21 protein-coding genes are annotated in these 23007 nt (G+C 65.0%); 11 read left to right on the forward strand and 10 right to left on the reverse strand.

What is annotated here, in order from left to right; all coding sequences use genetic code 11:
• The first annotated feature begins 57 nt into the window (after nucleotides 1-57).
• Together IC761_RS11935 and IC761_RS11940 are read left to right on the forward strand one after the other, a co-directional pair.
• Complete coding sequence (locus IC761_RS11935) at nucleotides 58-213, forward strand: hypothetical protein (protein ID WP_195803435.1); 156 nt, start codon at nucleotides 58-60, stop codon at nucleotides 211-213.
• Nucleotides 214-762: 549 nt separating this feature from the next.
• Nucleotides 763-1692 carry an aspartyl/asparaginyl beta-hydroxylase domain-containing protein gene (locus IC761_RS11940; protein ID WP_195803436.1) on the forward strand — a complete coding sequence of 310 codons (930 nt, stop codon included), beginning with the start codon at nucleotides 763-765 and terminating at the stop codon, nucleotides 1690-1692.
• A gap of 59 nt (nucleotides 1693-1751) precedes the next feature.
• Here the strand turns inward: IC761_RS11940 and IC761_RS11945 are convergent, their stop codons facing one another.
• Genes IC761_RS11945 through IC761_RS11960 form a run of 4 tightly spaced genes read right to left on the reverse strand, consistent with a single transcriptional unit; the run spans nucleotide 1752 to nucleotide 5012 of the window.
• The gene (locus tag IC761_RS11945; RefSeq protein WP_195803437.1) at nucleotides 1752-2570 is read right to left on the reverse strand and encodes an amino acid kinase family protein; all 819 of its coding nucleotides are present in this window, start codon (nucleotides 2568-2570) and stop codon (nucleotides 1752-1754) included.
• Nucleotides 2571-2581: 11 nt separating this feature from the next.
• On the reverse strand, nucleotides 2582-3394 hold the full coding sequence (locus IC761_RS11950; RefSeq protein ID WP_195803438.1) for an amino acid kinase family protein: 813 nt from the start codon (nucleotides 3392-3394) through the stop codon (nucleotides 2582-2584).
• 56 nt (nucleotides 3395-3450) lie between these two features.
• A complete protein-coding gene (locus IC761_RS11955; RefSeq protein WP_195803439.1) occupies nucleotides 3451-4284 on the reverse strand; it encodes an ABC transporter substrate-binding protein in 834 nt (277 codons plus the stop codon).
• 32 nt (nucleotides 4285-4316) lie between these two features.
• Complete coding sequence (locus IC761_RS11960; RefSeq protein WP_195803440.1) at nucleotides 4317-5012, reverse strand: ABC transporter permease; 696 nt, start codon at nucleotides 5010-5012, stop codon at nucleotides 4317-4319.
• A 137-nt stretch (nucleotides 5013-5149) separates the two neighbouring features.
• On the opposite strand from IC761_RS11960, the gene IC761_RS11965 reads away from it, so the two are divergent.
• The gene (locus tag IC761_RS11965; RefSeq protein ID WP_195803441.1) at nucleotides 5150-5608 is read left to right on the forward strand and encodes a YybH family protein; all 459 of its coding nucleotides are present in this window, start codon (nucleotides 5150-5152) and stop codon (nucleotides 5606-5608) included.
• 63 nt (nucleotides 5609-5671) lie between these two features.
• Here IC761_RS11965 and IC761_RS11970 read toward each other — a convergent pair whose 3' ends face one another.
• The 3 genes from IC761_RS11970 to galE form a co-directional block, all read right to left on the reverse strand.
• Nucleotides 5672-6373 (reverse strand): fumarylacetoacetate hydrolase family protein, encoded by a 702-nt coding sequence (locus IC761_RS11970; protein WP_195803442.1) that lies wholly within the window; start codon nucleotides 6371-6373, stop codon nucleotides 5672-5674.
• 35 nt (nucleotides 6374-6408) lie between these two features.
• On the reverse strand, nucleotides 6409-8211 hold the full coding sequence (locus IC761_RS11975; protein WP_195803443.1) for an ABC transporter ATP-binding protein: 1803 nt from the start codon (nucleotides 8209-8211) through the stop codon (nucleotides 6409-6411).
• A 119-nt stretch (nucleotides 8212-8330) separates the two neighbouring features.
• Nucleotides 8331-9344, reverse strand: a complete 1014-nt coding sequence (gene galE, locus IC761_RS11980; RefSeq protein WP_195803444.1) for a UDP-glucose 4-epimerase GalE — start codon at nucleotides 9342-9344, stop codon at nucleotides 8331-8333.
• Nucleotides 9345-9470: 126 nt separating this feature from the next.
• Between galE and IC761_RS11985 the strand changes: the two genes are divergently transcribed.
• Nucleotides 9471-10508, forward strand: coding sequence for a glycosyltransferase family 4 protein (locus tag IC761_RS11985; RefSeq protein WP_195803445.1), 1038 nt, complete (start codon nucleotides 9471-9473; stop codon nucleotides 10506-10508).
• A 183-nt stretch (nucleotides 10509-10691) separates the two neighbouring features.
• Here the strand turns inward: IC761_RS11985 and waaF are convergent, their stop codons facing one another.
• The gene (waaF, locus tag IC761_RS11990) at nucleotides 10692-11756 is read right to left on the reverse strand and encodes a lipopolysaccharide heptosyltransferase II (RefSeq protein ID WP_195803446.1); all 1065 of its coding nucleotides are present in this window, start codon (nucleotides 11754-11756) and stop codon (nucleotides 10692-10694) included.
• A 159-nt stretch (nucleotides 11757-11915) separates the two neighbouring features.
• On the opposite strand from waaF, the gene rfaD reads away from it, so the two are divergent.
• The 6 genes from rfaD (at nucleotide 11916) to IC761_RS12020 (ending at nucleotide 19866) form a co-directional block, all read left to right on the forward strand.
• Nucleotides 11916-12896: an ADP-glyceromanno-heptose 6-epimerase gene (gene rfaD / locus IC761_RS11995; protein ID WP_195803447.1), complete on the forward strand. Its 981-nt coding sequence runs from the start codon at nucleotides 11916-11918 to the stop codon at nucleotides 12894-12896.
• 12 nt (nucleotides 12897-12908) lie between these two features.
• Nucleotides 12909-14393: a D-glycero-beta-D-manno-heptose-7-phosphate kinase gene (gene rfaE1, locus IC761_RS12000; protein ID WP_195803448.1), complete on the forward strand. Its 1485-nt coding sequence runs from the start codon at nucleotides 12909-12911 to the stop codon at nucleotides 14391-14393.
• Nucleotides 14394-14401: 8 nt separating this feature from the next.
• Nucleotides 14402-15688 carry an O-antigen ligase family protein gene (locus tag IC761_RS12005; protein ID WP_195804630.1) on the forward strand — a complete coding sequence of 429 codons (1287 nt, stop codon included), beginning with the start codon at nucleotides 14402-14404 and terminating at the stop codon, nucleotides 15686-15688.
• Between the two features lie 85 nt (nucleotides 15689-15773).
• Nucleotides 15774-17687, forward strand: a complete 1914-nt coding sequence (locus IC761_RS12010) for an SDR family NAD(P)-dependent oxidoreductase (RefSeq protein WP_195803449.1) — start codon at nucleotides 15774-15776, stop codon at nucleotides 17685-17687.
• A gap of 2 nt (nucleotides 17688-17689) precedes the next feature.
• Nucleotides 17690-18922, forward strand: coding sequence for a glycosyltransferase family 4 protein (locus IC761_RS12015; protein ID WP_195803450.1), 1233 nt, complete (start codon nucleotides 17690-17692; stop codon nucleotides 18920-18922).
• Nucleotides 18919-19866 (forward strand): NAD-dependent epimerase/dehydratase family protein, encoded by a 948-nt coding sequence (locus IC761_RS12020; RefSeq protein WP_195803451.1) that lies wholly within the window; start codon nucleotides 18919-18921, stop codon nucleotides 19864-19866. The genes IC761_RS12015 and IC761_RS12020 overlap by 4 nt, the downstream gene beginning before the upstream one ends.
• On the opposite strand, the gene IC761_RS12025 is transcribed toward IC761_RS12020, so the two are convergent.
• Together IC761_RS12025 and IC761_RS12030 are read right to left on the reverse strand one after the other, a co-directional pair.
• Entirely contained in the window at nucleotides 19854-20807 is a 954-nt protein-coding gene (locus IC761_RS12025) for an MraY family glycosyltransferase (RefSeq protein ID WP_195804631.1), read from the reverse strand. The two genes, IC761_RS12020 and IC761_RS12025, sit on opposite strands and share 13 nt — an antisense overlap.
• Nucleotides 20808-20851: 44 nt before the next feature.
• A complete protein-coding gene (locus tag IC761_RS12030) occupies nucleotides 20852-21811 on the reverse strand; it encodes a lysylphosphatidylglycerol synthase transmembrane domain-containing protein (RefSeq protein ID WP_195803452.1) in 960 nt (319 codons plus the stop codon).
• A gap of 199 nt (nucleotides 21812-22010) precedes the next feature.
• Here IC761_RS12030 and IC761_RS12035 point away from each other — a divergent pair, with 199 nt between their 5' ends.
• On the forward strand, nucleotides 22011-23000 hold the full coding sequence (locus IC761_RS12035; protein ID WP_195803453.1) for an NAD-dependent epimerase: 990 nt from the start codon (nucleotides 22011-22013) through the stop codon (nucleotides 22998-23000).
• Nucleotides 23001-23007 lie beyond the last annotated feature (7 nt).

Consider the following 23007-nt stretch of genomic DNA (forward strand, 5'->3'; position numbering starts at 1 on the left):
ACCGGAACGTCCTAGCCTGTCTCGGCCGGGGTTACTCGCAAGGCCGAGGTGAGCCCAATGGAAGCCCAGAAGATCGCGGTCGACGCCGTCGTCGCGCTGACCGATTGTGACCGCGACGCCGTCATCGCCTTCATCCGCCGGCTCTATCTCGCCGGCGTGAGGGATCCCAAGCGCCTGACCTTCAAAGGGCTCCAGGCGCTGTCCCGGGCGTGACTGGACACAATTGAAGCTACTTGACGGTCGGATCGCTGATCCGGATCGAGGTGACGCGGTCATTCCGCACCTCGAATGAAAATGGCCACGGTCCGTAGATCCGGAGCTCGGTTTTCTCGAGCCCGTTTGGGCCGACATGGTAGGGGTTGCCGAACTGCGCCAGAAGCTTCTCAGTGCTTTCGCCGAGATTGATCTGGTTGAAGCTGTAGGCGGCGACCGGTGCCTCTCCGCTGATTTAAAGTGCGACGACGCGGTTTTCATTCACAGTCGCCGCGAGATAGAGATATCGCAAAGCCCGCCAACAACCGCCACATCCCCACAACGCACTCCGAGCTCCGGACCTGTGGAACCAGGATACCCATGCCGAAAGCGAGCCGCAACGCCGGGATTGACTTGAGGCAAGCTGCGCCTTGTAATTGTGTGCGGCGGGGCTGGAGGCATCCCGATCACGAGATGCGGAACAGCCTCAGGATGCGCTGCCTCCATCTTGCCGCTCGGGCCGGCTCGGAGTAGATCACGTCCCCGGCTGGGTCACTTGGGATTGGGGAAATGCTGAAACAGCTTTTTGCGCCGCAACTTGTCGTTCTGTATGTGCTTGCGGCATCGACGATTTACGTACACTTCCGGGGCAAGCAGCGGCTGCGCTTCGCGCGCCAGCTCGGCGATCACTCGACCTATCTCGCCCCCTACAACGTGCTGATGTATGCGGGCTCGGCAGTGCCGAACAAACCGGTCATCGCCGTCGAACAATTTCCCGAGCTGAAACCGCTCAGCGAGAACTGGGAGACCATCCGCGACGAGGCCGTCCGCCTGTTCGATGAAGGCTTCATCCGCGCCGCCGCGAAGAACAACGACTGGGGCTTCTACTCGTTCTTCAAGAGCGGCTGGAAGCGCTTTTACCTGAAATGGTACGACGACTTCCTGCCGTCAGCGCGCACGCTGTGCCCGAAGACGGTGGAGCTGTTGAACTCGATTCCGTCCGTGCATGGCGCGATGTTCGCGATGCTGCCGCCGGGCGGCAAGCTGGGCGCACACCGCGATCCCTTCGCCGGCTCGCTGCGCTATCATCTCGGCCTGGTCACGCCGAACTCGAACAAGTGCCGCATCCTGGTCGACGGTGTCGAATGCGTCTGGCGCGACGGCGAGGCCTTCATGTTCGACGAGACCTTCATCCACAGCGCGGAGAATGCGACCGACATCAATCGCATCATCCTGTTTTGCGATGTCGAGCGCCCGATGAAGTTCGGCTTCATGACCGCGATCAACCGCTGGGTCAGCCATCACATCGTCAAGGCGTCGGCGACGCAGAACGTCGACGGCGAGAATGTCGGCGTGCTCAACAAGGTGTTCGGCAAGCTCTACGAGATCCATCTCGGCAGCCGCAAGGTCAAGGAGTGGAATCGCAACGTCTACTACACGCTGAAATACTCGCTGACGGCGCTGATCCTCGGTCTCATCGTGCTGTCGGCGCTGCGCTAATCCGATCCACGATTTCGGAATCAAAAGCCCCGGAGCGCGCTCCGGGGCTTTTTCTTGCGTCACATCGGCTTGGCGCCGGTGTGGATGATCGATCCGACATGCTGGCCGCGCAGCGCGGCCGTGATCCGGCCGGGAACGAGGCCGTTGACGACCTGCACCCGCGCGATGTGCCGTGCGTTCGCCATCACCTCGAGCAGCGCCGGATCGAACGGCAGCGTGCCGTTGAGCTTCGCAAGCTCGGTAAAGCCGGTCTCCTTCAAGAGCTCCGCTTTCTTGCCGTCGGCGCCGTTGGGATCGGCGGTATAGACGCCGTCGACATCCTCCACGATCGTCAGCCCCGCGGCGCCCAACGCGTCGGCGAGCAGGAAGGCGCCGGTGTCGGCGCGATGCAGCGGGACGCGCGTGGTCGGAAATTCGTGGTGGTGATACGGCGGAAAGGCGCTGCCGACGACGGCGCGCGCGGCGGTGAGGTGGATCGCGAGCTGGCTCGCGATCGTCGGATGCTCGATGTAGGAGACGCCGTCCGGTGCGAGCAGGTTCGCGAGGATATGGCCGTTCTGGCCGGCTTCGCTCGCCGCGAGCGGCGCCAGCGATCCGACGGGAAGTCCGAGGTCGAGGCCGACGCTGTAGAGATGGCGCGCGCGAATGCCGGCGCCCGTCAGGATGAGCAGGCGGTGCTCAGGCAAGAGCGCGCGCAGCTCGTCGACGAGCGGGACGATCGCTTCGTGGCCGCGATCCATGATGCGGCCGCCGATCTTGATGACCTGCACCCAGGGCAACAGCTTGATCGGGCGGTTGCCGGCGACGGGACGGGTGAGATCGCCGTCGAGCAGGGTCTGGCGCGCGAGCGGCGAGGCGACATGCTTGATCTGATTCATGGCTTTTTTCCTCAGCTCGCGGTGATGATGGTGCCGACATGCTCGCCCGCGAGTGCGCGGGTGAGATTGCCGGGGACGAGGCCGTTGACGATGTGCACCTCGCGCACATAGCGCGACGCAGTGAGGAGATCGAGCACCGGGAATTCCAGGATCGAATCCTGGAGGCCCTTCGCCTTCATCTCTGCCACCGAGATTTTTGGAATGAAGGTGGCGTTCTTCGACGTCTTCGGGTTCGCGGTGTAGAGGCCGTTCTCGTCCTTCACATAGATCATCGCCTTGCAGCCGAACTGCTCGGCGACGAGGAAGCATCCGGCATCGGTGCGATAGGGCGGGATCACGCCTTCGGCCGCAGGCCGCATCCACAGGCTATAGGGCGGCATACCGCTGAAGATCACGGCGTTCACTTCGGCGAGGAACAGCGGCACGGATGCGAGTCCGGCGCTGCTCACAGCAGAGATGCCGTGCTGGGCCAGCAACTGTCCCAGCATCGCGGCGTTCTGGTCGGCGACAGAGGCGCCGAGCTGCGACAGCACGCCGGCGGGCAGGCGAAGGCCTGCCGCGATTGAGTAGAGATGCCGCGCGCGCGTACCGGCACCGGTTCCGATCAGCAGCTTGTGCGCCTTCCTTGCCGCGAGGATCTCCTCGACCAGTGGATAGACCGCGGCGCGGCCGCGATCGATCATGCTCTGTCCGCCGATCTTGATAACGGTCGCATCCGGCAGGATCCGGAAGTTCGACGCGGCTTCCGCTGCGGCCAGCAGCTGCGGGTCGGTGAGCGAGCGCTGCATCAGCAGCCCCTCGAGCTCGGCAATGGTGTTCGACATCCGAGACATCCTCTCTTTTTCTGGTGCAGTCTTGACGGCGACGGGGCCGCACTCGTTCAAGCGTTTGGATCGGTCGCATTTGGATAGAAGAGCTGCTGGCCGTCGATCTTGTAGCCAGCGATCGCATTCTGCCCCTCCGGAGAGATCAGCCAATCGATGAAGCGTTGGCCCGCCTCCTTCTTCACGGTTGTGTGTTTCACCGGATTGACCAGCATCACCCCGTATTGGTTGAAAAGCTGCTTGTCGCCTTCGACGAGGACCGCAAGGTCGCCGCGTCTCTTGAACGCCAGCCAGGTGCCGCGGTCCGTCAGCACGTAAGCACTGGATGCGGACGCAACGTTGAGTGCGGCTCCCATTCCCTGACCGATCTCCTTGTACCAGTTGCCGCGATCTTTTGTGACATCGATGCCCGCAATTTTCCAGAGCGCAAGTTCGGCGATGTGGGTTCCGGATCGATCTCCACGAGAGATAAAGGGAGCAGCCTTCGTCTGTATGGTCCGTAGCGCCGCGACCACGCCAAGGCCGCGAATCCCCGCAGGATCGTCCTTCGGCCCAACAACAACGAAATCGTTGTACATTACCGGGTAGCGCCTGACGCCAAATCCTTCCGCCAGGAATTTCTCCTCGGCCGACTTGGCATGAACCAAGACAACATCGGCATCGCCCCGGCGCGCCGTGTCGAGCGCTTGCCCGGTGCCTTGTGCGAGGACCTTGATCTCGACGCCGGTCTTTTCCCGGACGATCGGCAGCAAGTAGTCGAACAATCCTGAGTCTTGTGTCGAGGTCGTCGAAGCTAAGATGATGGCCTGGTCTTGTGCCGAGGCAGGAACGCACGACAGGGCCAACACGAAGGCTATCTCCGTAGCAATCGAACTGAACCATCGGCCCATGGGTGACTCCTTGCAATCGTTCGCGTGCTGTTTCAGTGCCTCAAGGCGCGCCCAAAGACGTGGCTGAGCGTACTCACGGTCATCGATAGAACGATAAGAATGATGCCAAGCGCAAGTGCGAAGCTCAACTCGCCCTTGCTCGTCTCCAGTGCGATGGCGGTCGTCATCGTCCGCGTGTACCCGCGTATATTGCCTCCAACGATGATGATCGCGCCGACCTCTGCGATGGCTCGGCCAAATGCTGCAAGAAACGCGACGATGAGTCCCTCGCGGCCAATGTTCATGAGCGAAGCCGCCGCCCGGACGCGCGAGGCTCCATCAACGAGCAGGGCATCACCATAGGTCGCCCAGAGGTCCAGCGTCATCCGGTGCACCAAGGCGACCACGATCGGGATTCCGAGTGTGGCCTGTGCGATGACCATCGCCGTTGGGGTGAACAGGATCCCGAGAGAACCGAGCGGGCCGGAGCGGGAGAGCAGCAGGTAGACTGCAAGACCTACGACTACGGGAGGCAAACCAAGCAGCGCGTTTGCCGTCACGATCAATGCCTGCCTGCCGGGAAAGCGGCAGATCGCCAACGCCAGGCCGAGCGGCGAACCAATAATGAATGCGAGGCCGCTTGCCATCAGGCTTACTCCCAGAGACAGGGCAATGATGTTGCGAAGCTCCGGGTCAAAGCGGCCGATCAGCATCGTCGCGAGTTGAAACGCCTGGGTGAAGTCATTCATCCCGCCTTCTTACGCGATCGGCAAGAAACACCAAAGCAGCGCAAGTCGGCTGTGGGGCAGAACGGCGAGTCTTGCTGGATGGCCCGGCTCATGGCAACTAGATTGCCGCTGTCAAATGGGCTGACCCTGGAGCTGGAATGGCCTCCTTGCCGATCGCGAACGACGAGATCACGCAGTTTTTCCGCCAGTGGCTGGAGACTTTCGCGGGCTATGTCCGCGAGGTCGATTACGCCTCGGCGCGGCCGTTGTTCCACCCGGATGTGCTCGCCTTCGGCACGCACAACGACGTCATTCCCGGCCTCGACCAATGGGTCACAACGCAATGGAATAACGTCTGGCCAAAAACGACCGACTTCCGATTCGTCCTCGATCAGGCCGCGGTTCTGGCGTCAGCCGACGGCGCGACGGCGACCGTGATCGCGCCGTGGACGAGCACCGGCTACAATCCCGACGGCAGCGCGTTTGCGCGACCCGGCCGGGCGACCATGGTGTTCTCCAGGACTGCCGATGGCTGGCTGTGCGTCCATTCCCACATGTCGCTCAATCGCGGCGTGCCGCAGGCGAGCCACGCCAATCGACCGGTGAAGGCCTGGTAGGCGGTACATGCAAAAAGGCCCCGGATACGTCCGGGGCCTTTTGATTTCGAGGTGCCGTATCGCCTACTCGGGCTGACCGATGCTCACCTTCAGCGTGCCGACGCCGTCGACCCCGCATTCGAGCTTGTCGCCGGGCTGGAGCTGCGACACGCCGGCCGGCGTGCCCGTCATGATGATGTCGCCGGCGGCGAGCTTCACCTGCTGCGACAGCTGCCAGATCGTCTCCGGCACGTTCCAGATCATCTGCTCGAGGTCGCCCGTCTGCGCTTCCTTGCCGTTCACCGTCAGCCAGATCTTGCCCTTGGAGGGATGGCCGATCTTCGAGGCCGGCTGGACGGCGGACGCCGGCGCGGAGCCGTCGAACGACTTGCCGATCTCCCAGGGGCGCTCCTTCTTGCGCGAGGCGATCTGGAGGTCGCGGCGGGTGAGGTCGATGCCGACGGCATAGCCGTAGACATGGTCAAGCGCCTTGTCGGCGGGGATGTTGAGGCCGCCGCTCTTCATCGCGACGATCAGCTCGACTTCGTGATGCAGATCCTTGGTCAGCGGCGGATAGGGGATGGTGGCGCCGTCGGGCACCAGCATGTCCGCGTGCTTGGCGAAGAAGAACGGCGGGGCGCGCTCGTCATTGCCCATCTCGCGGATGTGCTCGAGATAGTTGCGACCGACGCACCAGATGCGGCGCACCGGATAACGGCCGCTCTCGCCGACGACGGGGAGCGAAGCCTGTGGCGGAAGCGGGATGACGTAGGAGGCGGCGTTCATGAGGCGATCTCGCTGCTCTTGAGGTGGAACGAACTCTATGCGGTTGCGCTGATCGGCGCCAGAGCGCCGGCGTCGTGATGTTGCAGGCGGAAGAACGAGGCGTAGCGGCCGGAGCGTCGCAACAGCTCGTCATGCCGGCCCTGCTCGACGATCTCGCCGCCCTCGACCACCAGGATGCTATCTGCGTGCATGATGGTGTGCAGGCGATGCGCAATCACGATGGTGGTACGGTTCTGGCAGAGATGCTCGATCGCCTCCTGCACCTGGCGCTCGGATTCGGAATCGAGCGCCGCGGTGGCTTCGTCCAGCAGGATGACCGGCGCATTCTTGATCAGCGCGCGCGCCACTGCGATACGCTGGCGCTGGCCGCCCGAAAGTTGCGTGCCGTGCTCGCCGACCGGCGTGTCGTAGCCGAGCGGGAAGCTCATGATGAAATCATGCGCGCAGGCCGCCTTCGCCGCCTCGATGATCTCGTCCTCGCTCGCGCCGGGCTTGCCGAAGGCGATGTTGTTGCGGATGGTGTCGCGGAACAGATAGACGTCCTGGCCGACATAGGCGGTCTGCGCCCGCAGCGATTTGCGCGAGACCGCGCCGATCGACTGGCCGTCGATCACGATGTCGCCTTGCGTCACCTCGTAGAAGCGCAAGAGCAGCGCCAGCACGGTCGACTTGCCGCCGCCGGAGGGGCCGACCAAAGCGGTGACCTTGCCGGGCTCGGCGATAAAGCTCATGCGGTTGAGCACGGTCTCGCCGTCGCGATAGGAGAAGCTGACATCGCTCAGCTCGATCCGCGCGTCCGTGAGCTTCAGCGCCGGCTTGTCGTCGTCGGAATGTTCGCTCGCGGGGCTGTCGACGACCTCGAGCAGCATGCGGGCGCCGACGAGCTGGCTGTTGAGATCGATGTTGAGCCGCGCCAGCCGCTTGGCCGGCTCGGTCGCCATCAGGAACGCGGTCATGAACGAGAAGAACGCACCGGGCGTGGCGTTGAGCGCGACAACGCTGTAACCGCCATACAGGAGGCAGCCTGCGACGGCGAAGCCGCCCAGCATCTCCATCAGCGGATTGGAGCGGTTGGCGACGCGGGCCATCTTGTTGGCGTTGCGCTCGACGATCGCGATGTTCTCGTCGATGCGCTTCTGCATGGTCTCTTCGAGCGTGAACGCCTTCACCGTACGGATGCCTTGCAGCGATTCCTGCATCGTCTCCATGATGTCGGCGGTGCCAGTGAACTGGTTGAAGGCGAGGCCCTTGATGCGCTTGACCAGCTTGCGCAGCACCAGCATCGCCGGCGGCACCGCGACGAGGCCGATGAACGACATCAGCGGATCCTGCCACACCATCACGCCGATCATGGCGAGCAGCATCAGCAGATCGCGCCCGATCGCGTTGACCAGCATGTTGAGGACGTCGGTGATGGATTTGGCGCCGGCCGTCATGCGCGCCAGGAACTCGGACGAGTGCCGCTCGGAGAAGAAGCCGACGCTCTCGCGCATCAGCTTGGCGAACAGCTGGCGCTGGTTGGTGGCAAGGATCGCGTTACTGATCTTGGTCAGGATCACCATGTGGCCGTAGGTGGCCACGCCCTTGATGAAGAGCAGGATCACCGTTAGCCCTGAGAACATCGCGATGCCCGGGATGTTCTTGTCGACATAGGCCTGGTTGATGACCTGGCCGAGCACATAGGTCGCGCATGCGGTCGATCCGGCGGCGAGGGCCATCAGCGCGAAGGCGACGAGGTAACGCCGCCAGTAGACGACGCTCTGTTCCATGACCAGGCGGCGAACGAGGACCATTGCCGCATAGGGATCGTCGGTGATTTTCTTTGGAAACTGGGCCATCCGTAGTCCATTGACGGCCAAGGCGAAAAGCCTGCCCGCGCGTCAGCGATCGAATGGCCTCTGTGCCCGCTAAAGCGAGGTTTTTCAAGCCCAATTAAGGGCTTGCGTCTGGACGGTTTCTAGGCCGAGACGGCGTGGCGGAGCTCGCCATGGCGCTCGCGGTAGAGCTTCTCTTCCCAGGCCAGCGCGTGGGCCGCGATGGTCTCGAGGTCCTCATATTGCGGCTTCCAGTCGAGCAGGCCGCGGATGCGGCTGGTGTCGGCGACCATGGTCATGATGTCGCCGGGCCGGCGCGGGGCGTATTGCACGGCGAAGCTGCGCCCAGAGACCCGGCGCACGGCGTCGATTGTTTCCAGCACCGAATAGCCGCGGCCATAGCCGCAATTCAGCGTGGTCGAGGCGCCCCCATTGCGCAAATAGGCCAACGCCGAACGGTGGGCCTGCGAGAGGTCCGTGACGTGGATGAAGTCGCGGATGCAGCTGCCGTCCTGGGTCGGATAGTCGGTGCCGAACACGTCGATCTTGGCGCGCTGGCCGGTCGCGGCCTCGACCGCGATCTTGAGCAGATGCGTGGCGCCGGCGGTGGCTAGCCCAATGCGCGCCTGCGGATCGGCACCCGCGACGTTGAAGTAGCGCAGGGTCACGTACTGCATGCCGTAGGCGGCAGCGACGTCGTGCAGCATGATCTCGGTCATCAGCTTCGACGAGCCGTAGGGCGACAGCGGCCGCGTCGGCGCGTGCTCGGGCACCGGCATCTGGTCCGGATTGCCGTAGACGGCGGCGGTCGAGGAGAAGATGAAGCGGTTGATGCCGCGCTTGACGGCGACGTTGAGCAGATTGCGCGCGGTCATGAAATTGTTGCGGTAGTAGCCGAGCGGATCGCGCATCGACTCCGGCACGACCACCGAGCCCGCGAAATGGATGATGCTCTCGATGTTGTGCTGGGCGATCACGCCTTCGAGCAAATTTTCGTCGCCGGCATCGCCAATGAACAGCGGCACGCCCTCGGGCAGATAGGCGGAGAAACCGGTGGAGAGATCGTCGATCACGACGACGTCCTCGCCGGCTTCCGCCAGCGCCAGGACCGTGTGACTTCCGATATAGCCGGCGCCGCCGGTGACTAGCACAGTCATGATCTCACCCGTCTTCGATCAACGCGGGATGCTAGCGTTTGCGTGGTGAAGAGGGGGTATCGGTGCGGCTGAACTGGTCACTATGCTTAATGTTGCGTATAGGGGACGCACCGAACGGAGCATGACGTGGCGAATCCCCCGGGCGATCTCGAAGTGATCGTGCCAAATCTGCACAGGCGCTATTCCGGGGTCACCGCGACCAACCGGATGGTGGCGCCGCGGCTGGCAAAACTCTATCGCGCCGCATGGTTCGGCTCGGACGCCCCGGAGGGGATTTCGCGGCTGAGCCGCGCCGATCTCCTGAAACTCTGGCGCCGCAAGCAGCCCTTGATCTGGCATGCGCGTCGCAACAACGAGATGATCGCAGGCGTCGCGCTGCGCGCGCTCGGCTGGCCGCTGAAGCTCGTCTTCACCTCGGCAGGGCAACGCCATCACACCTGGATCACGCGCTGGCTGATCCGGCAGATGGACGCGATCATCGCGACGTCAGACATCTCGGCCTCGTTCCTGAAGGTGAAGGCGACGGTGATCCCGCATGGCGTCGACACCGACATCTATGCGCCGCCCATCGATCGCGCGGCGGCGTTCGCCGAAAGCGGCCTGCCGGGCCGCTACGCGATCGGCTGCTTCGGCCGCGTGCGCGCGCAGAAGGGCACCGACGTGTTCGTCGATGCGATGTGCAAGCTGCTGCCGCGCTATCCGGACTTCACCGCTGTCATCGTCGGCCAGATCACGGCCGAGCAGACCGTCTTTGCGAACGATTTGAAGAAGCGGATCGAGGCAGCCGGCCTGCAATCGCGCATCGTCATCACCGGCGAGCTGCCGATCGAGCAGGTGCAGCGCTGGTATCAGCGGCTGACAATCTACGCCTTCACCTCCCGCAACGAAGGTTTTGGATTGACGCTGATCGAGGCGATGGCAACCGGCAGCGCGCTGGTCGCTGCGCGCGCCGGCGCGGCTGAGCTGGTGGTGGAGGATGGCATCACCGGCGTGTTGATCCCGACGGGCGATGCCGATGCGTTGGCTGCGGCGGTCGAGCCGCTGATGCACGATGTGGCTGCGGCAACGGCGATGGGTGAGCGCGGGCGGGCACGGGTGCTCGCGCAGTTCAGCCTCGATGCCGAAGCGGCTCGGATCGGCGAGGTCTATCGGCCGCTGCTGTGAGCAGCCGCGGGGGCGCGAACAAAAATTGCGAAAACAACCCCATGCACAGTAGGTCGGTACTAGCGGAATCAACGGCTTGTTGGCGACGCGTGATGCTCTGCGGATTTTACGAAGCCCGTTTGACTCGTCGGGCAAAACACTGGCAGGATGTCATCATCGGCGAAGCCTCGATGGCCTCAGCGCTCAACCCTCGCCCCCAGCTTCCCCCAGCACCCGCTCCGCAATTCCCACCACCTCGCTCGCTGCAATGTCCCGCATGCAGCGATGATCGTTCATCTTGCACACCGTGCGCTGGCAGGGCTGGCACGACAGCACGCTCTTGTCCTGAACCACGGTCGCGGCGAGGCCGTTCAACGGGGCCCAGAGATAGGGGCTGGTCGGGCCGAAGATGCCCATGGTGGGCGTGCCCAGGGCGGCCGCGATATGCATCAGGCCGGAATCGTTGGTGATGGCGACGCCGGCGGCGGCCATGGCCAGCACGCCGTTGCGCAAATCGTTGCCGGTGAGGTCGCGGACGCCCGGGCCGGCGGCAGCCACGATCTCCTGGGCGAGGGCCTTTTCGGCGGTGCCGCCGACCACCCAGACCTCGAACCCGCGCTCGACCAGCAGGCGGGCGGCCTCGGGATAATAGGTCCAGCGTTTTGACACCCCGACCGAGCCGGGGGCGAGTGCCACGGCCGCGCCGGCGCTGAGGCCATTGGCCTCGCGCCAGCGGGCGATCTCGTCGGCGGGAACCCGCAATTGCGGCACCGGCCATTCCGCCGGCAAGGGGGCGCCGTCGGGCCGGGCGAGGGCGGCATTCTCGTCGATGAAGCGGGGCAGCTTGCTCTCGCCCCAGCGCCAGCGGTTGATCAATCCGAACCGGAACTCGCCGACCCAGCCGACCCGTTCGGGGATGCCGGCCAGCGTCGGCGCAATGGCGGCCTTCCAGGTCCGGGGCAGCACCAGGGCCGTGCCGTAGTTCCGCTCGCGCAGGAGCTTGGCCAGGCCGAACTGGCGACGCACGGCCAGCCGGCTGCGCGGCAGGTCCCAGACGATGCCCGCGCGCACACCGGGCATGTAATCGACCAGCGGGGCGCACAGGGACGTCGTCAGGAGATCGACAGGCCGGTTCGGCCAGCGTTCCCTGAGCACCCGCACCACGGTGTGATTCCGGACGAAATCGCCGATCCACATATAGGGGATGATCAGGATCGGGCGGGTGTCGCTCCGCTCTGCATCTCCACTAAGTTGCGAATCGATGTTCATTCGTTAATAGGACCGAGAGCACTCTGATGTGGGGGTTCGGTTAGCCGCTCCGGGCCGGCAGGTAAAGCCGGCAGAGGGTCGGAGCCAAAACCGCTTACACTTTGGCGGATCATGCGCTAGGGCAGGATCGGGCCGCAAAAATCGGGCAGGGACTACTGAATGTTGCTGGTGACCGGCGGGGCCGGTTTTATCGGGTCGAATGTCGTGGCTGCGCTGAACGAGGCGGGCCGCAGCGACGTCGCGGTCTGCGATGTCCTCGGCTCCGAGGGCAAGTGGCGCAACCTCGCCAAGCGGCAGCTTGTGGATATCGTCCCTCCGGCCGAGCTGCTCGACTGGCTGGACGGGCGCGAGCTCGACGCCGTGATCCATCTCGGGGCGATCTCGGAGACCACCGCGACCGACGGCGATCTCGTGATCGAGACCAATTTCCGCCTGTCGATGCGCCTGCTCGACTGGTGCACGGCGAACGCGGTGCCGTTGATCTACGCCTCGTCGGCGGCGACCTATGGCGACGGCGAGACCGGGTTTGACGACGACGCCTCTCTGCCGGCACTGAAGAAACTGCGGCCGATGAATCTCTACGGCTGGAGCAAGCATCTGTTCGATCTCGCCGTCGTCGATCGTATCGCGCGCGGCGAGACGCTGCCGCCGCAATGGGCCGGCCTGAAATTCTTCAACGTGTTCGGTCCGAACGAGTACCACAAGGGTTCGATGATGAGCGTGCTGGCGCGCCGCTTCGATGACGTGAAGGCGGGCCGCGTCGTACAGCTGTTCAAGTCGCATCGCGACGGCATCGCCGACGGCGACCAGCGGCGCGACTTCATCTATGTCGACGACGTCGTGCGCGTGATCATGTGGTTGCTCGCAACGCCGTCGGTCTCCGGCCTCTTCAATGTCGGCACCGGCAAGGCGCGCAGCTTCAGGGATCTGATCCTCGCCGCTTATGCAGCGCTCGGCACCAAATCCAACATCGCCTACATCGACATGCCCGAGAGCATCCGCAACAGCTACCAATATTTCACCCAGAGCAAGGTCGATCGTCTCCACCGCGCCGGCTATAATGGCGGCTTCACGACGCTCGAGGATGCGGTGAAGGCCTATGTCGGGGACTATCTCGACAAGCCCGATCGCTTCCGCTGAGGCCTTTTGATCATGGCGACGCCCATTCTCGATTTCGATGCCCTCGCCCAAGCCATCTCGGGCCGCACGGTGCTGTGCATCGGCGACATCATGCTCGACGAGTTCGTCTACGGCGAGGTGTCGCGGATTTCGCCGGAAGCGCCGGCGCCTGTGATCGCCGCCCGGCACAGCGAGATCCATATCGGCGGCGCCGGCAACGTCGCACGCAATGTCGCCTCGCTCGGCGCGCGCTGCATCTTCGTCGGCCTCGTCGGCGAGGATGATGCGGGAGCGCGGCTCAAGGCCGCGCTCGATGAGCAGGCTGCAATCGAAAGCGTGCTGGTGTCCGATTCCTCGCGGCCGACCACGCGAAAGGTGCGTTTCGTCTCCGAGCATTTCTCCACGCACATGCTGCGCGCGGATTGGGAGCAGGCCGCGCCCGCCTCCGACGAAGTCGAGACCAAGCTGATCGAGGCGATCGTGGCGCAGATCGCGCGCGCCGATATCGTGCTGCTCTCCGACTACGCCAAGGGCGTGCTGACCGCCCGCGTGATCCGCCACACCATCGATGCCGCGCGAAAACTCGGCAAGCCCGTGATCGTCGATCCCAAGAGCCTGAACTGGGCGATCTATCGCGGCGCCACGCTGCTCACGCCTAATCGCAAGGAGTTTTCGGAAGCAACGCGCAGCCGTGCCGACACGGTGCAGAGCATCGTCGATGCCAGCGAGGACGTGATGCGGCTCGCCGATTGCGATGCGATTCTTGTGACGCAGGGCGAGCACGGTATGACGCTGGTGCCGCGCAACGGCGAGGCCGTTCACGTCCCGGCTTTCCCTGTGAAGGTGCGCGACGTCTCCGGCGCCGGTGACACCGTCGCTGCCGCGCTCGCGGTCTCGCTCGCGGCCGGCGCGGATTGGGACACGGCGCTGCGCATGGCGAGTGCTGCGGCCGCCGTCGCCGTCGGCAAGCAGGGCACGGCGAGCGTGAGCGCGGCCGAGCTGCGGCGCAGGATATTGCCGCATGCCTATCTGGCGGCCGAGGAGAAGATCGTGCTGGAGCCTGCCGCGCTCGATGCGCAGCTCGCCGAATGGAAGCGCGAGGGCTTGCGGGTCGGCTTCACCAATGGCTGTTTCGACATCCTGCATCCCGGCCACGTCAAGGTGCTCACGGCGGCGCGCGCCGCCTGCGATCGCCTGATCGTCGGCCTCAACAGCGACGCCTCGGTGCGGCGGCTGAAGGGGGCGGATCGTCCGGTGCAGGACGAGCGGGCGCGTGCGGAAGTGCTGGCGGCGCTCGAAGCCGTCGATCTCGTCGTGATCTTCGAGGAGGACACGCCGATCGAGCTGATCACCCGGATCAGGCCGAGCGCGCTGGTGAAGGGCGGCGACTACACCCGCGAGCAGGTGGTTGGCCATGAGGTCGTCGAGGCCGCCGGCGGCACCGTCGTGCTCGTCGACATCCTCAAAGGTTTCAGCACGACTGCGCTGGTCCACCGCGCGCGGGGAGGGGGCAAGTGACGAACCAAGTGACGGCACTCGCACGGGAGACCACCGGCGGCATGCTGCTGCGGCGCCTGCGCAGCCCTGCGGCCTGGAGCGAGACGGTCGATCTGTTCGCAGTCCTGACCGCGGCCTCGCTGCCCTGGTCGACCTCGCTGACGGGGATCTTCAACGCCCTGCTGCTGCTCTGCATGGTGCCGTTTCTCGACGTCCGCGCGTTCCTGCAATCGCTGAAGCGCCCGATCTGCGCGGCGCCGATCGCGCTGGTGCTGCTCGCGCTGGTGGGGACGCTGTGGTCAGATGCGGCCTGGGGCGCGCGGCTCTATGCGGTCAATCCGACGGTCAAGCTGCTGGTGCTGCCGGTCCTGCTCTATCATTTCGAGCGCTCGCCGCGCGGGCACTGGGTGCTGATCGCCTTCCTGGTGTCCTGCGCGCTGTTGTCGGCGATGTCGTGGCTGGTCGCCTTTGACCCGAACCTCGCGCTCAAGACCGATCCCCCCGAACGCGGCATCTTCGTCAAGAACTACATCGACCAGAGCCAGGAATTCACGCTGTGCGCGGTCGCGCTCGCCTATCCAATTATCTTGCTGCTGCGTGAGAAGCGTTACTGGTTCGCCGGACTGCTCACGGCTCTGGCGCTGAGCTTCTTCGTCAACATGGCCTTCGTGGTGGTGTCGCGCACCGCGCTCGTCACCGTTCCGATCCTGTTCGGGGTGTTCGCGCTGCTGCACCTGCGATGGCGCAGCATCGCGGTCATCTCCGTCGCCTTGCTCGTCGGTGCCGTGCTGGCCTGGCAGGCCTCGCCGCAATTGCGCAAGACCGCCGACACCTTTACGAGCGACTACACGCGTTACGTCGAAAAGGGCGAGCCAACCTCGGCGGGCCTGCGGCTCGAGTTCTGGCGAAAGTCGCTCGGCTTCTTTGCGGAGGCGCCGATCATGGGGCATGGCACCGGCTCCACGCGCGGATTGTTCGAGAAGGTCGCCACGCCGAGCGGCCTGTACCAGGCGTCCGCCGAGGTGATCGGCAACCCGCATAACCAGACGCTGAATGTCGCCGTGCAATGGGGCGTCATCGGCATCGCCGTCCTCTATTCGATCTGGATCCTGCATCTCCTCTTGTTTCGCGGCGAGGGGCTGGTCCATTGGATCGGTCTCCTGGTCGTGGTGCAGAACGTGTTCACCTCGCTCTTCAACTCCCATCTGTTCGACTTCCACGAGGGCTGGATGTACGTCATCGGCGTCGGCGTTGCCGGCGGCATGGTGCTCCGGGCACAACAGGCCGGCGCGAAGGTGGGGGAAGCCGGTTCCTGAACGGCCGCGCGGCTGGCAACTCCCGTCGATATGGGTTATCAGCGCGGTTCAGGTTGCATCTTACGGGATATTCATCGGTCGGCGGATGACGCGTCTTTCGCATCTTACCTTGCGCAATTTTCTGATCGCGCTCCACGACCTGCTGGCGACCACGGCGGCGCTGTTTGCGGCCTTCTATCTGCGCTTCGAGGGCAGCGACGGCTTCTACGACCGTCTGCCGTTGCTGTTCCAGATCCTGCCCTACTTCCTCGCCTTCAGCGTGGTCGTGTTCTTCATCTTCAACCTGACCACGACCAAATGGCGCTTCATCTCGCTGCCCGACGCGCTGAACATCATCCGCGTCGCGAGCGTGCTGACGGTGGCGCTGCTCGTGCTCGACTACATCTTCGTCGCTCCCAACGTCCGCGGTGCCTTCTTCCTCGGCAAGGTCACGATCATCCTCTATTGGTTCCTCGAGATCGCGGCTCTCAGCGCCTTGCGGATGGCCTATCGCTATTTCCGCTATACGCGGGTGCGGCGTCACGCGCGGGAAGAGGATGCGGCGCCGACGCTGCTGGTCGGCCGCGCGGCGGACGCCGAGGTGCTGTTGCGCGGCATCGAGAGCGGGGCGATCAAGCGGATCTGGCCGGTCGGCCTGTTGTCGCCGTCGAGCTCCGATCGCGGCCAGTTCATCCGGACCGTGCCGGTGCTGGGCAGCATCGACGATATCGAGGATGTCGTCGCCGACTTCGCCAAGCGCAACAAGCCGATCGCGCGCCTCGTCATGACGCCGTCGGCGTTCGAGCCGGAGGCGCATCCGGAATCGATCCTGATGCGGGCGCGCAAGCTTGGCGTGATCGTCAACCGCATGCCCTCGCTCGAGAGCGGCGACACGCCGCGCCTCACGGCCGTCGCGGTCGAGGACCTGCTGCTGCGGCCGAGCGAGACAATCGACTATGCGCGGCTGGAAGCGCTGATCAGGGGCAAGGCGGTGCTTGTCACCGGCGGCGGCGGCTCGATCGGCTCGGAGATCTGCGAGCGCGTCGTCGCCTTCGGCGCCGCGCGCCTGCTGATCCTGGAGAATTCCGAGCCGGCGCTTTACGCGGTCACGGAAACGCTCGCCGCGCACGGTGCGGCGGCTGCGATCGAAGGACGGATCGCCGACATCCGCGACCGCGATCGCATCATCCGCCTGATGGCCGAGTTCAAGCCGGACATCGTGTTCCACGCCGCGGCGCTGAAGCACGTGCCGATCCTCGAGCGCGACTGGAGCGAGGGCGTCAAGACCAACATCTTCGGCTCGATCAACGTCGCGGATGCCGCGCTCGCCGCCGGCGCCGAAGCCATGGTGATGATCTCGACCGACAAGGCGATCGAGCCGGTGTCGATGCTCGGCCTGACCAAGCGCTTTGCCGAGATGTACTGCCAGGCGCTCGATCACGATCTCGCGGCAGGCCGCGGCGGCGCCAGGCCGCCGATGCGGCTGATCTCGGTGCGGTTCGGCAACGTGCTGGCGTCGAACGGCTCGGTGGTGCCGAAGTTCAAGGCCCAGATCGAGGCCGGCGGCCCCGTCACGGTGACGCATCCCGACATGGTCCGCTACTTCATGACCATTCGCGAGGCCTGCGACCTCGTCATCACCGCCGCGACCCACGCACTCGGTACGACACGTGACGACGTCTCCGTCTACGTGCTCAACATGGGGCAGCCGGTGAAGATCGTCGATCTTGCCGAGCGCATGATCCGTCTCTCCGGCCTGCAGCCCGGCTACGACATCGAGATCGTGTTCACCGGCATGCGGCCGGGCGAGCGCCTGCACGAAATCCTGTTCGCCTCCGAGGAGCCGACCCGCGAGATCGGCGTCGCCGGCATCATGGCCGCGCAGCCGAACGAGCCACCGATGCAGACCCTGCGCAAATGGATTGCGGCGCTCGAGCAGGCGATCGCGCGGGACGATCGGGCGACGATCAGGACCATCCTGAAGGATGCGGTCCCGGAATTCGGGTCGACCGCGGCCTGACCATGCAGCCGCAAGACAAGATCGCTGGCAAGATCGTCGTCGCGAGCCAGCATTATCCGCCGGATCCGAGCACGACCGCGGCGATCATGGCCGAGATTGCGTGCCGCCTTGCCGCAGAGCACGAGGTCGTCGTGCTGTCGGGCTCGCCCGGTGCGCTGCCGGCCGCGCAGATCGGGCCGGACAAGCCGCGCGTGATTGCCGTCAAGAACCGGATGCCGGGAAAGGCCGCGCTGGTGCGCCGTGCCACGACCGAGCTGCTGTTCGCGCTGCGCATCTTCTTTGCGCTGATGCGGCAGCTGCGCCGCGGTGACGTGGTGCTGACCGTGACCGCACCGTTCATGCTGCCCTACATGGTTGCCGCGGCGGCATGGCTCAAGCGCGCGCGTTCGGCGCTGATCCTGCATGACCTCTTTCCCGACGTGCTGGTGGTGTCGGGTCTGCTCAAGCCGGGCTCGATCGTGGCGCGGGCAATGCGCGCCGCCAACGCGTTGATGTTCCGCGCGCTCACCGCCGTCATCACCATCGGCCGCGATGCGGAAGCGCCGCTGTTGAGCTATTCCGGCATGACGCGGAACAAGATCCGCTTCATCCCGAACTGGGCGACGCTCGTGCCCGCTATGCGCCCGGCGACACCGGACAATCCGTTCCGGGAAGGGCTCGCGGCCCGCTACATCGTCGGGCTGTCAGGCAATCTCGGCTTCACCCATGATCCCGAGATCGTGTTCGAGGCGGCGCGCCTCTTGAAGGACGAGCCGGACATCCACTTCCTGCTCTCCGGCTGGGGCATCGGCTTCGAGCGGCTGAAGCAGCTGCAGGCGGATGCGAACCTGTCCAATGTCTCCTTCGTGGCACGCGTCGAGGACGCCGAGCTCGAGGCGTTTCTGGCGTCCGCCAATCTCTGGATCATTCCGTACCGGAAGGACGTGGCCGGGGTGTCGGTGCCGAGCCGCTTCTATAATCTGCTGGCGGTCGGCCGCCCCGTTGTGCTGGTCTCCGAGCCCGAGGCCGAGGCCGCCTTGACGGTGGTGGAGAACGGGCTCGGCTGGGTCGTGACGCCGGGCCGCGCCGACCAGCTCGCTGACGCAATCCGCAAGGCGTCCTGCGCGGATGACGGTGCACTTGCGGCGCGTGCAGTGAAGGCGGCAGCGAAGTTCGATCGCACGACTGCGATGAACGCCTATGCCGCCCTGATCGACGAATTGTTGCGCAACCCGGATCTCAGGGAGCAACGATGAGCGGGAACAAGCCGGTGGTGCTGGTGACGGGAGCGAGCGGCTTCGTCGGTCGCCATGTCGTGCCCGCGCTGATGCGCAAGGGATGGTCGGTGCGCCGCGCCGTCCGCAGCCCGGAAGGCATCGACGACGAGGTCGTCGTTGAATCAATCGGTCCCGACACCGACTGGACGGCCGCGCTCCAGGGCGTCGATGCCGTCGTCCATCTTGCCGCGCGGGTGCATCACAAGCACGAGGAGCATGCCGTCCAGCTCTACCGCAACGTCAACATCGCCGGCACGCTGCACCTGGCGCGCTCTGCGGCCGTGGCCGGCGTGCGCCAGTTCATGTTCGTCAGCACCGTGCTCGTGCATGGCCGCAGCAATGAGGGCCGCGCGCCGTTCAGCGAGGACGACATCCTGACCCCGCGCGGCCTCTACGGCATGTCCAAGGCGGCGGCCGAGGCCGGCTTGAGGACGCTCGCCCGCGACAATGCCATGAAGATCTCGGTGGTGAGGCCGCCGCTGGTCTATGGCGCGGGCGCCAAGGGCAATTTTGCGCTGCTGACGCGCGCGGTGAATCTCGGACTGCCGCTGCCCTTTGCCGCGATCCGCAACCATCGCGCTTTTCTGGCTGTGCAGAACCTGTCGTCGTTCATCCTGCGACGGCTCTCTTTTCCCGACTCCGCGAGCAATTTCGAGATCTTCCTGGTGGCCGACAGGGAGCAGGTCTCGACGCCCGAATTCATCGAGCGCCTGGCGGCTGCGTCCGGCAAGAGCCCGCGGCTGTTCGGCATGTCGCCGACGCTGCTGAGCTCGCTGCTCGGCGTGATCGGCCGGCAGGATACGCATGACAGCCTGATCGGTTCGCTCGAGCTCAACGTCTCCAAGGCGATCGCGACGGGCTGGCAGCCGGAGGTGTCGCTCGACGAGGGCCTGCGGCTGGCGCTGTCGGCTCAGGATGCCTGAGGCCGCGAGAATCGCCACAGGACGATTGCGATTGCGATCGCGCCCGCGACAAGCGCGAGCAAGCTGGCCGAGGTGGCGCCGGCGCGCACGGTGACGATGGCAAGCGCAGCGAGCACGATGTTGAGGGCGAACACCTCGCCGACCACGCGGGGAACCGCAAAACCATTGTCGGTGGCGCGCTGGTAGAAATGCGAACGGTGCGCCGACCAGAATGGTTCGCGCCGCGCGATGCGCCGGAACAGGGTGATGGTGGAATCCGTCAGGTAGTAGGCCGGCAGCAGCAGCGCCGCGGCCGGCTGGCCGCGCCAGGCCAGCTCGAGCAGGCACCAGCCGAGCAGAAGCCCGATCGGCAGGCTGCCGACGTCGCCCAGGAAAACCCTTGCGACCGGCTTGTTGAACGGGGCGAAGCCGAGCGTCGCGCCGCACAGCGCCGCGGCGATCAGCACCGCCGGCCAGGACAATTCACCGAGCAATCCCAACAGCGACAGTGCCGCGGTGACCGGCACGACCTCCGCCACCGTCATCAGGTCGAGCCCGTCCATGAAGTTGACGAGGTTCACGAACCAGACACCGGCGAGCAGGATCAGGCCGCGCTCCAGCATCAGCGGCACCGCCGGCACGATGCGCGCGGTCTCGGGCGCGGTGAACACGACCGCGCCGACGCAGGCCGCTTGCAGCACGAGCCGCACCAGCACCGGCAGCGACACGATATCGTCGGCAAATCCGACCAGCGCGATCACGATTGTCGCGACCACCAGTGTCGTCGGGATCGCGACACCAGCGAAAATGCCCCACGCCAAGGCAACGACCAGCGTCGCTGATATCACCGCGATGCCTCCGCCCTGCGGCGTCGGGATCCGATGCGAGGAACGCGCGTTCGGCCGCGCCAGCGCATAGCGCTGGAGCAGGGGGCGGCTGGTCCAGGTGATCAGCGCCGACATCAGCGCGGCGATCGCAACGGCAAGCAGGGACGGCACGGTGGACGTCACTCCGGCACCCCGATCGGGGCCGATCCCTGCGCGGCTTTCTCCGCGCTCAGGATCCAGACCAGGCCGCCGAAGGCGCCGACGATGAAGTAGACGGCGCCGAACAGCAGCGAGACGTTGACGCCCTCGTTGGCAGCGAGCCCGGCGAAGCCGAAGGCCAGCCCCATGGTCGCCTCGCGCACGCCCCAGCCGGCAATCGAGATCGGCATCAGCGTGATCAGCATCACCGGCGGCACCAGCAGGAAGACCTGGGCGAAGGTGACAGGTGCGGCGATCGACTGCACCACGCACCAGGCGATGACGACGGCGAGGACGTGAACGAGCAGCGACAGGACCGCGATGACCGGCCCGCGCTTGCGGCTGAAGATCACGCGGTTCGCGATCACCGCGCAGGCGTGGAGGTGATGGGTGGCCCACCAGGTCCTGAGCCACGTCCATTTCAACGCGCCGAAGATCAGGAAGCCGATGCCGCCCGCGAGCGCCGCCAGATCGAGCAGCAGCAGCGCAGAACGTCCATGGGAATCGGCGATGAGCTGGTAGCTCCAGGGCAAGCTCGCGACGATGAGGATCGCGAGCGCGATGAGGCCGATCGCGCGATCGACGAAGATCGAATAGGTCGCCGCGCGCCATCCGGCGCCGGCGCGCGCGACCAGCCAGAGCCGGACCGCATCGCCGCCGATCGCCGACGGCAGGGTCTGGTTGAAGAACGAGCCGATCACGTTGTAGCGCATGGCGCGGCCAAGCTCGAGCGGCGCGCCGCATTCGGCGCTGATCTCGCGCCAGCGCAGCACGCCGACGAAGATTTGCAGGAACGTGACCGCGATCGCCATCGCGATCCAGAACAGGCTGGTCGCGGTGAAGCGCGAGAAAAGCTCGGACAGATCGACCTTGCGCAGCGCCAGATAGAGCAGCGCCGCGGAGATCAGGATTTTGGCCGTGGACAGGAGGATTCGGCGCATCTCGCCCGCATGAACAGGATTTGCGAAGGTCACCCGACGCCAGGCGCCGAATTCGGCCGCTTTGGTATGGTTTTGGCGCCGATCTTGCAATAGCTGTCATGGCGAGAAGCTGTCGTGGCAAGAACGGGCTATTGCGGCCGATCCGATGCGGCGGCTAAACAGGCGACGGTCGCGGCGCGAAGGATCTTTCGGGAACAGGATGACGGATCAGGCGATTTTGGTCACGGGCGCCGCCGGGTTCATCGGCTTTCACGTCGCCCGACAGCTCTTGGCCGAGGGCCGGCCGGTCCTCGGCCTCGACAATCTCAACAGCTATTACGACCCGGCGCTGAAACGGGCGCGGCTCGCGCTGTTGCGAGCCGAGCCCGGCTTCTCCTTCGTGCAGGCCGATCTCGCGGACCGCGAGACGATCGCGGCGCTGTTTGCGCAAAACCGGTTTGCAAAGGTCGTGCATCTCGCCGCCCAGGCCGGCGTGCGCTACTCGATCGAGCAGCCGCAGAGTTACGTCGAGTCCAATCTGCAGGGCTTTCTCAACGTGCTCGAGGGCTGCCGCAACAATGGCTGTCGTCATCTCGTCTACGCCTCGTCATCCTCCGTTTATGGCGCCAACACTAAACTGCCGTTTTCCGTGCAGGACCGGACCGATCATCCCGTGAGCTTCTATGCTGCGACCAAGAAGGCGAACGAGGTGATGGCGCAGTCCTACAGCCATCTCTACCGGCTGCCGGTCACTGGCTTGCGCTTCTTTACCATCTACGGCCCGTGGGGGCGGCCCGACATGGCTCTGTTTCTGTTTGTAAACGCCATGGTGGCGGCCAAGCCGATCCGGCTCTTTAACCATGGCAGGATGCGTCGCGACTTCACCTATATTGACGACGTCACGCGCGTGGTATCCAAGCTGATCGATCTTGTGCCCACCGATGACCCGGCCGCCGCAAATGCGCCGTGTAAGGTTTACAATGTCGGCAACCACCGCCCGGAAGAGCTGATGCATGTCGTCTCTCTTCTGGAGCAGGAGCTGGGTCGGACGGCGATCAAGGAATTGCTGCCGATGCAGCCGGGTGACGTGATGGAAACGTTCGCGGATGTCGACGATCTGATGCGCGACACCGGCTTTGCACCGTCAACGCCGATCGCGCACGGGGTCCGCAATTTTGTCAGCTGGTATCGGGACTATTACAAGGTTTGAAATGACG

Origin of the sequence: Bradyrhizobium commune, from assembly GCF_015624505.1 — a bacterium.
GTDB lineage: Bacteria > Pseudomonadota > Alphaproteobacteria > Rhizobiales > Xanthobacteraceae > Bradyrhizobium > Bradyrhizobium commune.

Bases quoted from the DNA above. Each gene is read 5' to 3' on its own strand.
- IC761_RS11950 (WP_195803438.1), bottom strand. From the start codon at position 3,394: ATGTCGAACACCATTGCCGAGCTCGAGGGGCTGCTGATGCAGCGCTCG.
- galE (WP_195803444.1), bottom strand. From the start codon at position 9,344: ATGACTGTGCTAGTCACCGGCGGCGCCGGCTATATCGGAAGTCACACG.
- IC761_RS12020 (WP_195803451.1), top strand. From the start codon at position 18,919: ATGAGCGGGAACAAGCCGGTGGTGCTGGTGACGGGAGCGAGCGGCTTC.
- rfaD (WP_195803447.1), top strand. From the start codon at position 11,916: ATGTTGCTGGTGACCGGCGGGGCCGGTTTTATCGGGTCGAATGTCGTG.
- IC761_RS11965 (WP_195803441.1), top strand. From the start codon at position 5,150: ATGGCCTCCTTGCCGATCGCGAACGACGAGATCACGCAGTTTTTCCGC.
- rfaE1 (WP_195803448.1), top strand. From the start codon at position 12,909: ATGGCGACGCCCATTCTCGATTTCGATGCCCTCGCCCAAGCCATCTCG.
- IC761_RS12035 (WP_195803453.1), top strand. From the start codon at position 22,011: ATGACGGATCAGGCGATTTTGGTCACGGGCGCCGCCGGGTTCATCGGC.
- IC761_RS11970 (WP_195803442.1), bottom strand. From the start codon at position 6,373: ATGAACGCCGCCTCCTACGTCATCCCGCTTCCGCCACAGGCTTCGCTC.
- IC761_RS11960 (WP_195803440.1), bottom strand. From the start codon at position 5,012: ATGAATGACTTCACCCAGGCGTTTCAACTCGCGACGATGCTGATCGGC.
- IC761_RS11955 (WP_195803439.1), bottom strand. From the start codon at position 4,284: ATGGGCCGATGGTTCAGTTCGATTGCTACGGAGATAGCCTTCGTGTTG.
- IC761_RS11935 (WP_195803435.1), top strand. From the start codon at position 58: ATGGAAGCCCAGAAGATCGCGGTCGACGCCGTCGTCGCGCTGACCGAT.
- IC761_RS12010 (WP_195803449.1), top strand. From the start codon at position 15,774: ATGACGCGTCTTTCGCATCTTACCTTGCGCAATTTTCTGATCGCGCTC.
- waaF (WP_195803446.1), bottom strand. From the start codon at position 11,756: ATGAACATCGATTCGCAACTTAGTGGAGATGCAGAGCGGAGCGACACC.
- IC761_RS12025 (WP_195804631.1), bottom strand. From the start codon at position 20,807: ATGTCGGCGCTGATCACCTGGACCAGCCGCCCCCTGCTCCAGCGCTAT.
- IC761_RS11940 (WP_195803436.1), top strand. From the start codon at position 763: ATGCTGAAACAGCTTTTTGCGCCGCAACTTGTCGTTCTGTATGTGCTT.
- IC761_RS11945 (WP_195803437.1), bottom strand. From the start codon at position 2,570: ATGAATCAGATCAAGCATGTCGCCTCGCCGCTCGCGCGCCAGACCCTG.
- IC761_RS11975 (WP_195803443.1), bottom strand. From the start codon at position 8,211: ATGGCCCAGTTTCCAAAGAAAATCACCGACGATCCCTATGCGGCAATG.
- IC761_RS12030 (WP_195803452.1), bottom strand. From the start codon at position 21,811: ATGCGCCGAATCCTCCTGTCCACGGCCAAAATCCTGATCTCCGCGGCG.
- IC761_RS12015 (WP_195803450.1), top strand. From the start codon at position 17,690: ATGCAGCCGCAAGACAAGATCGCTGGCAAGATCGTCGTCGCGAGCCAG.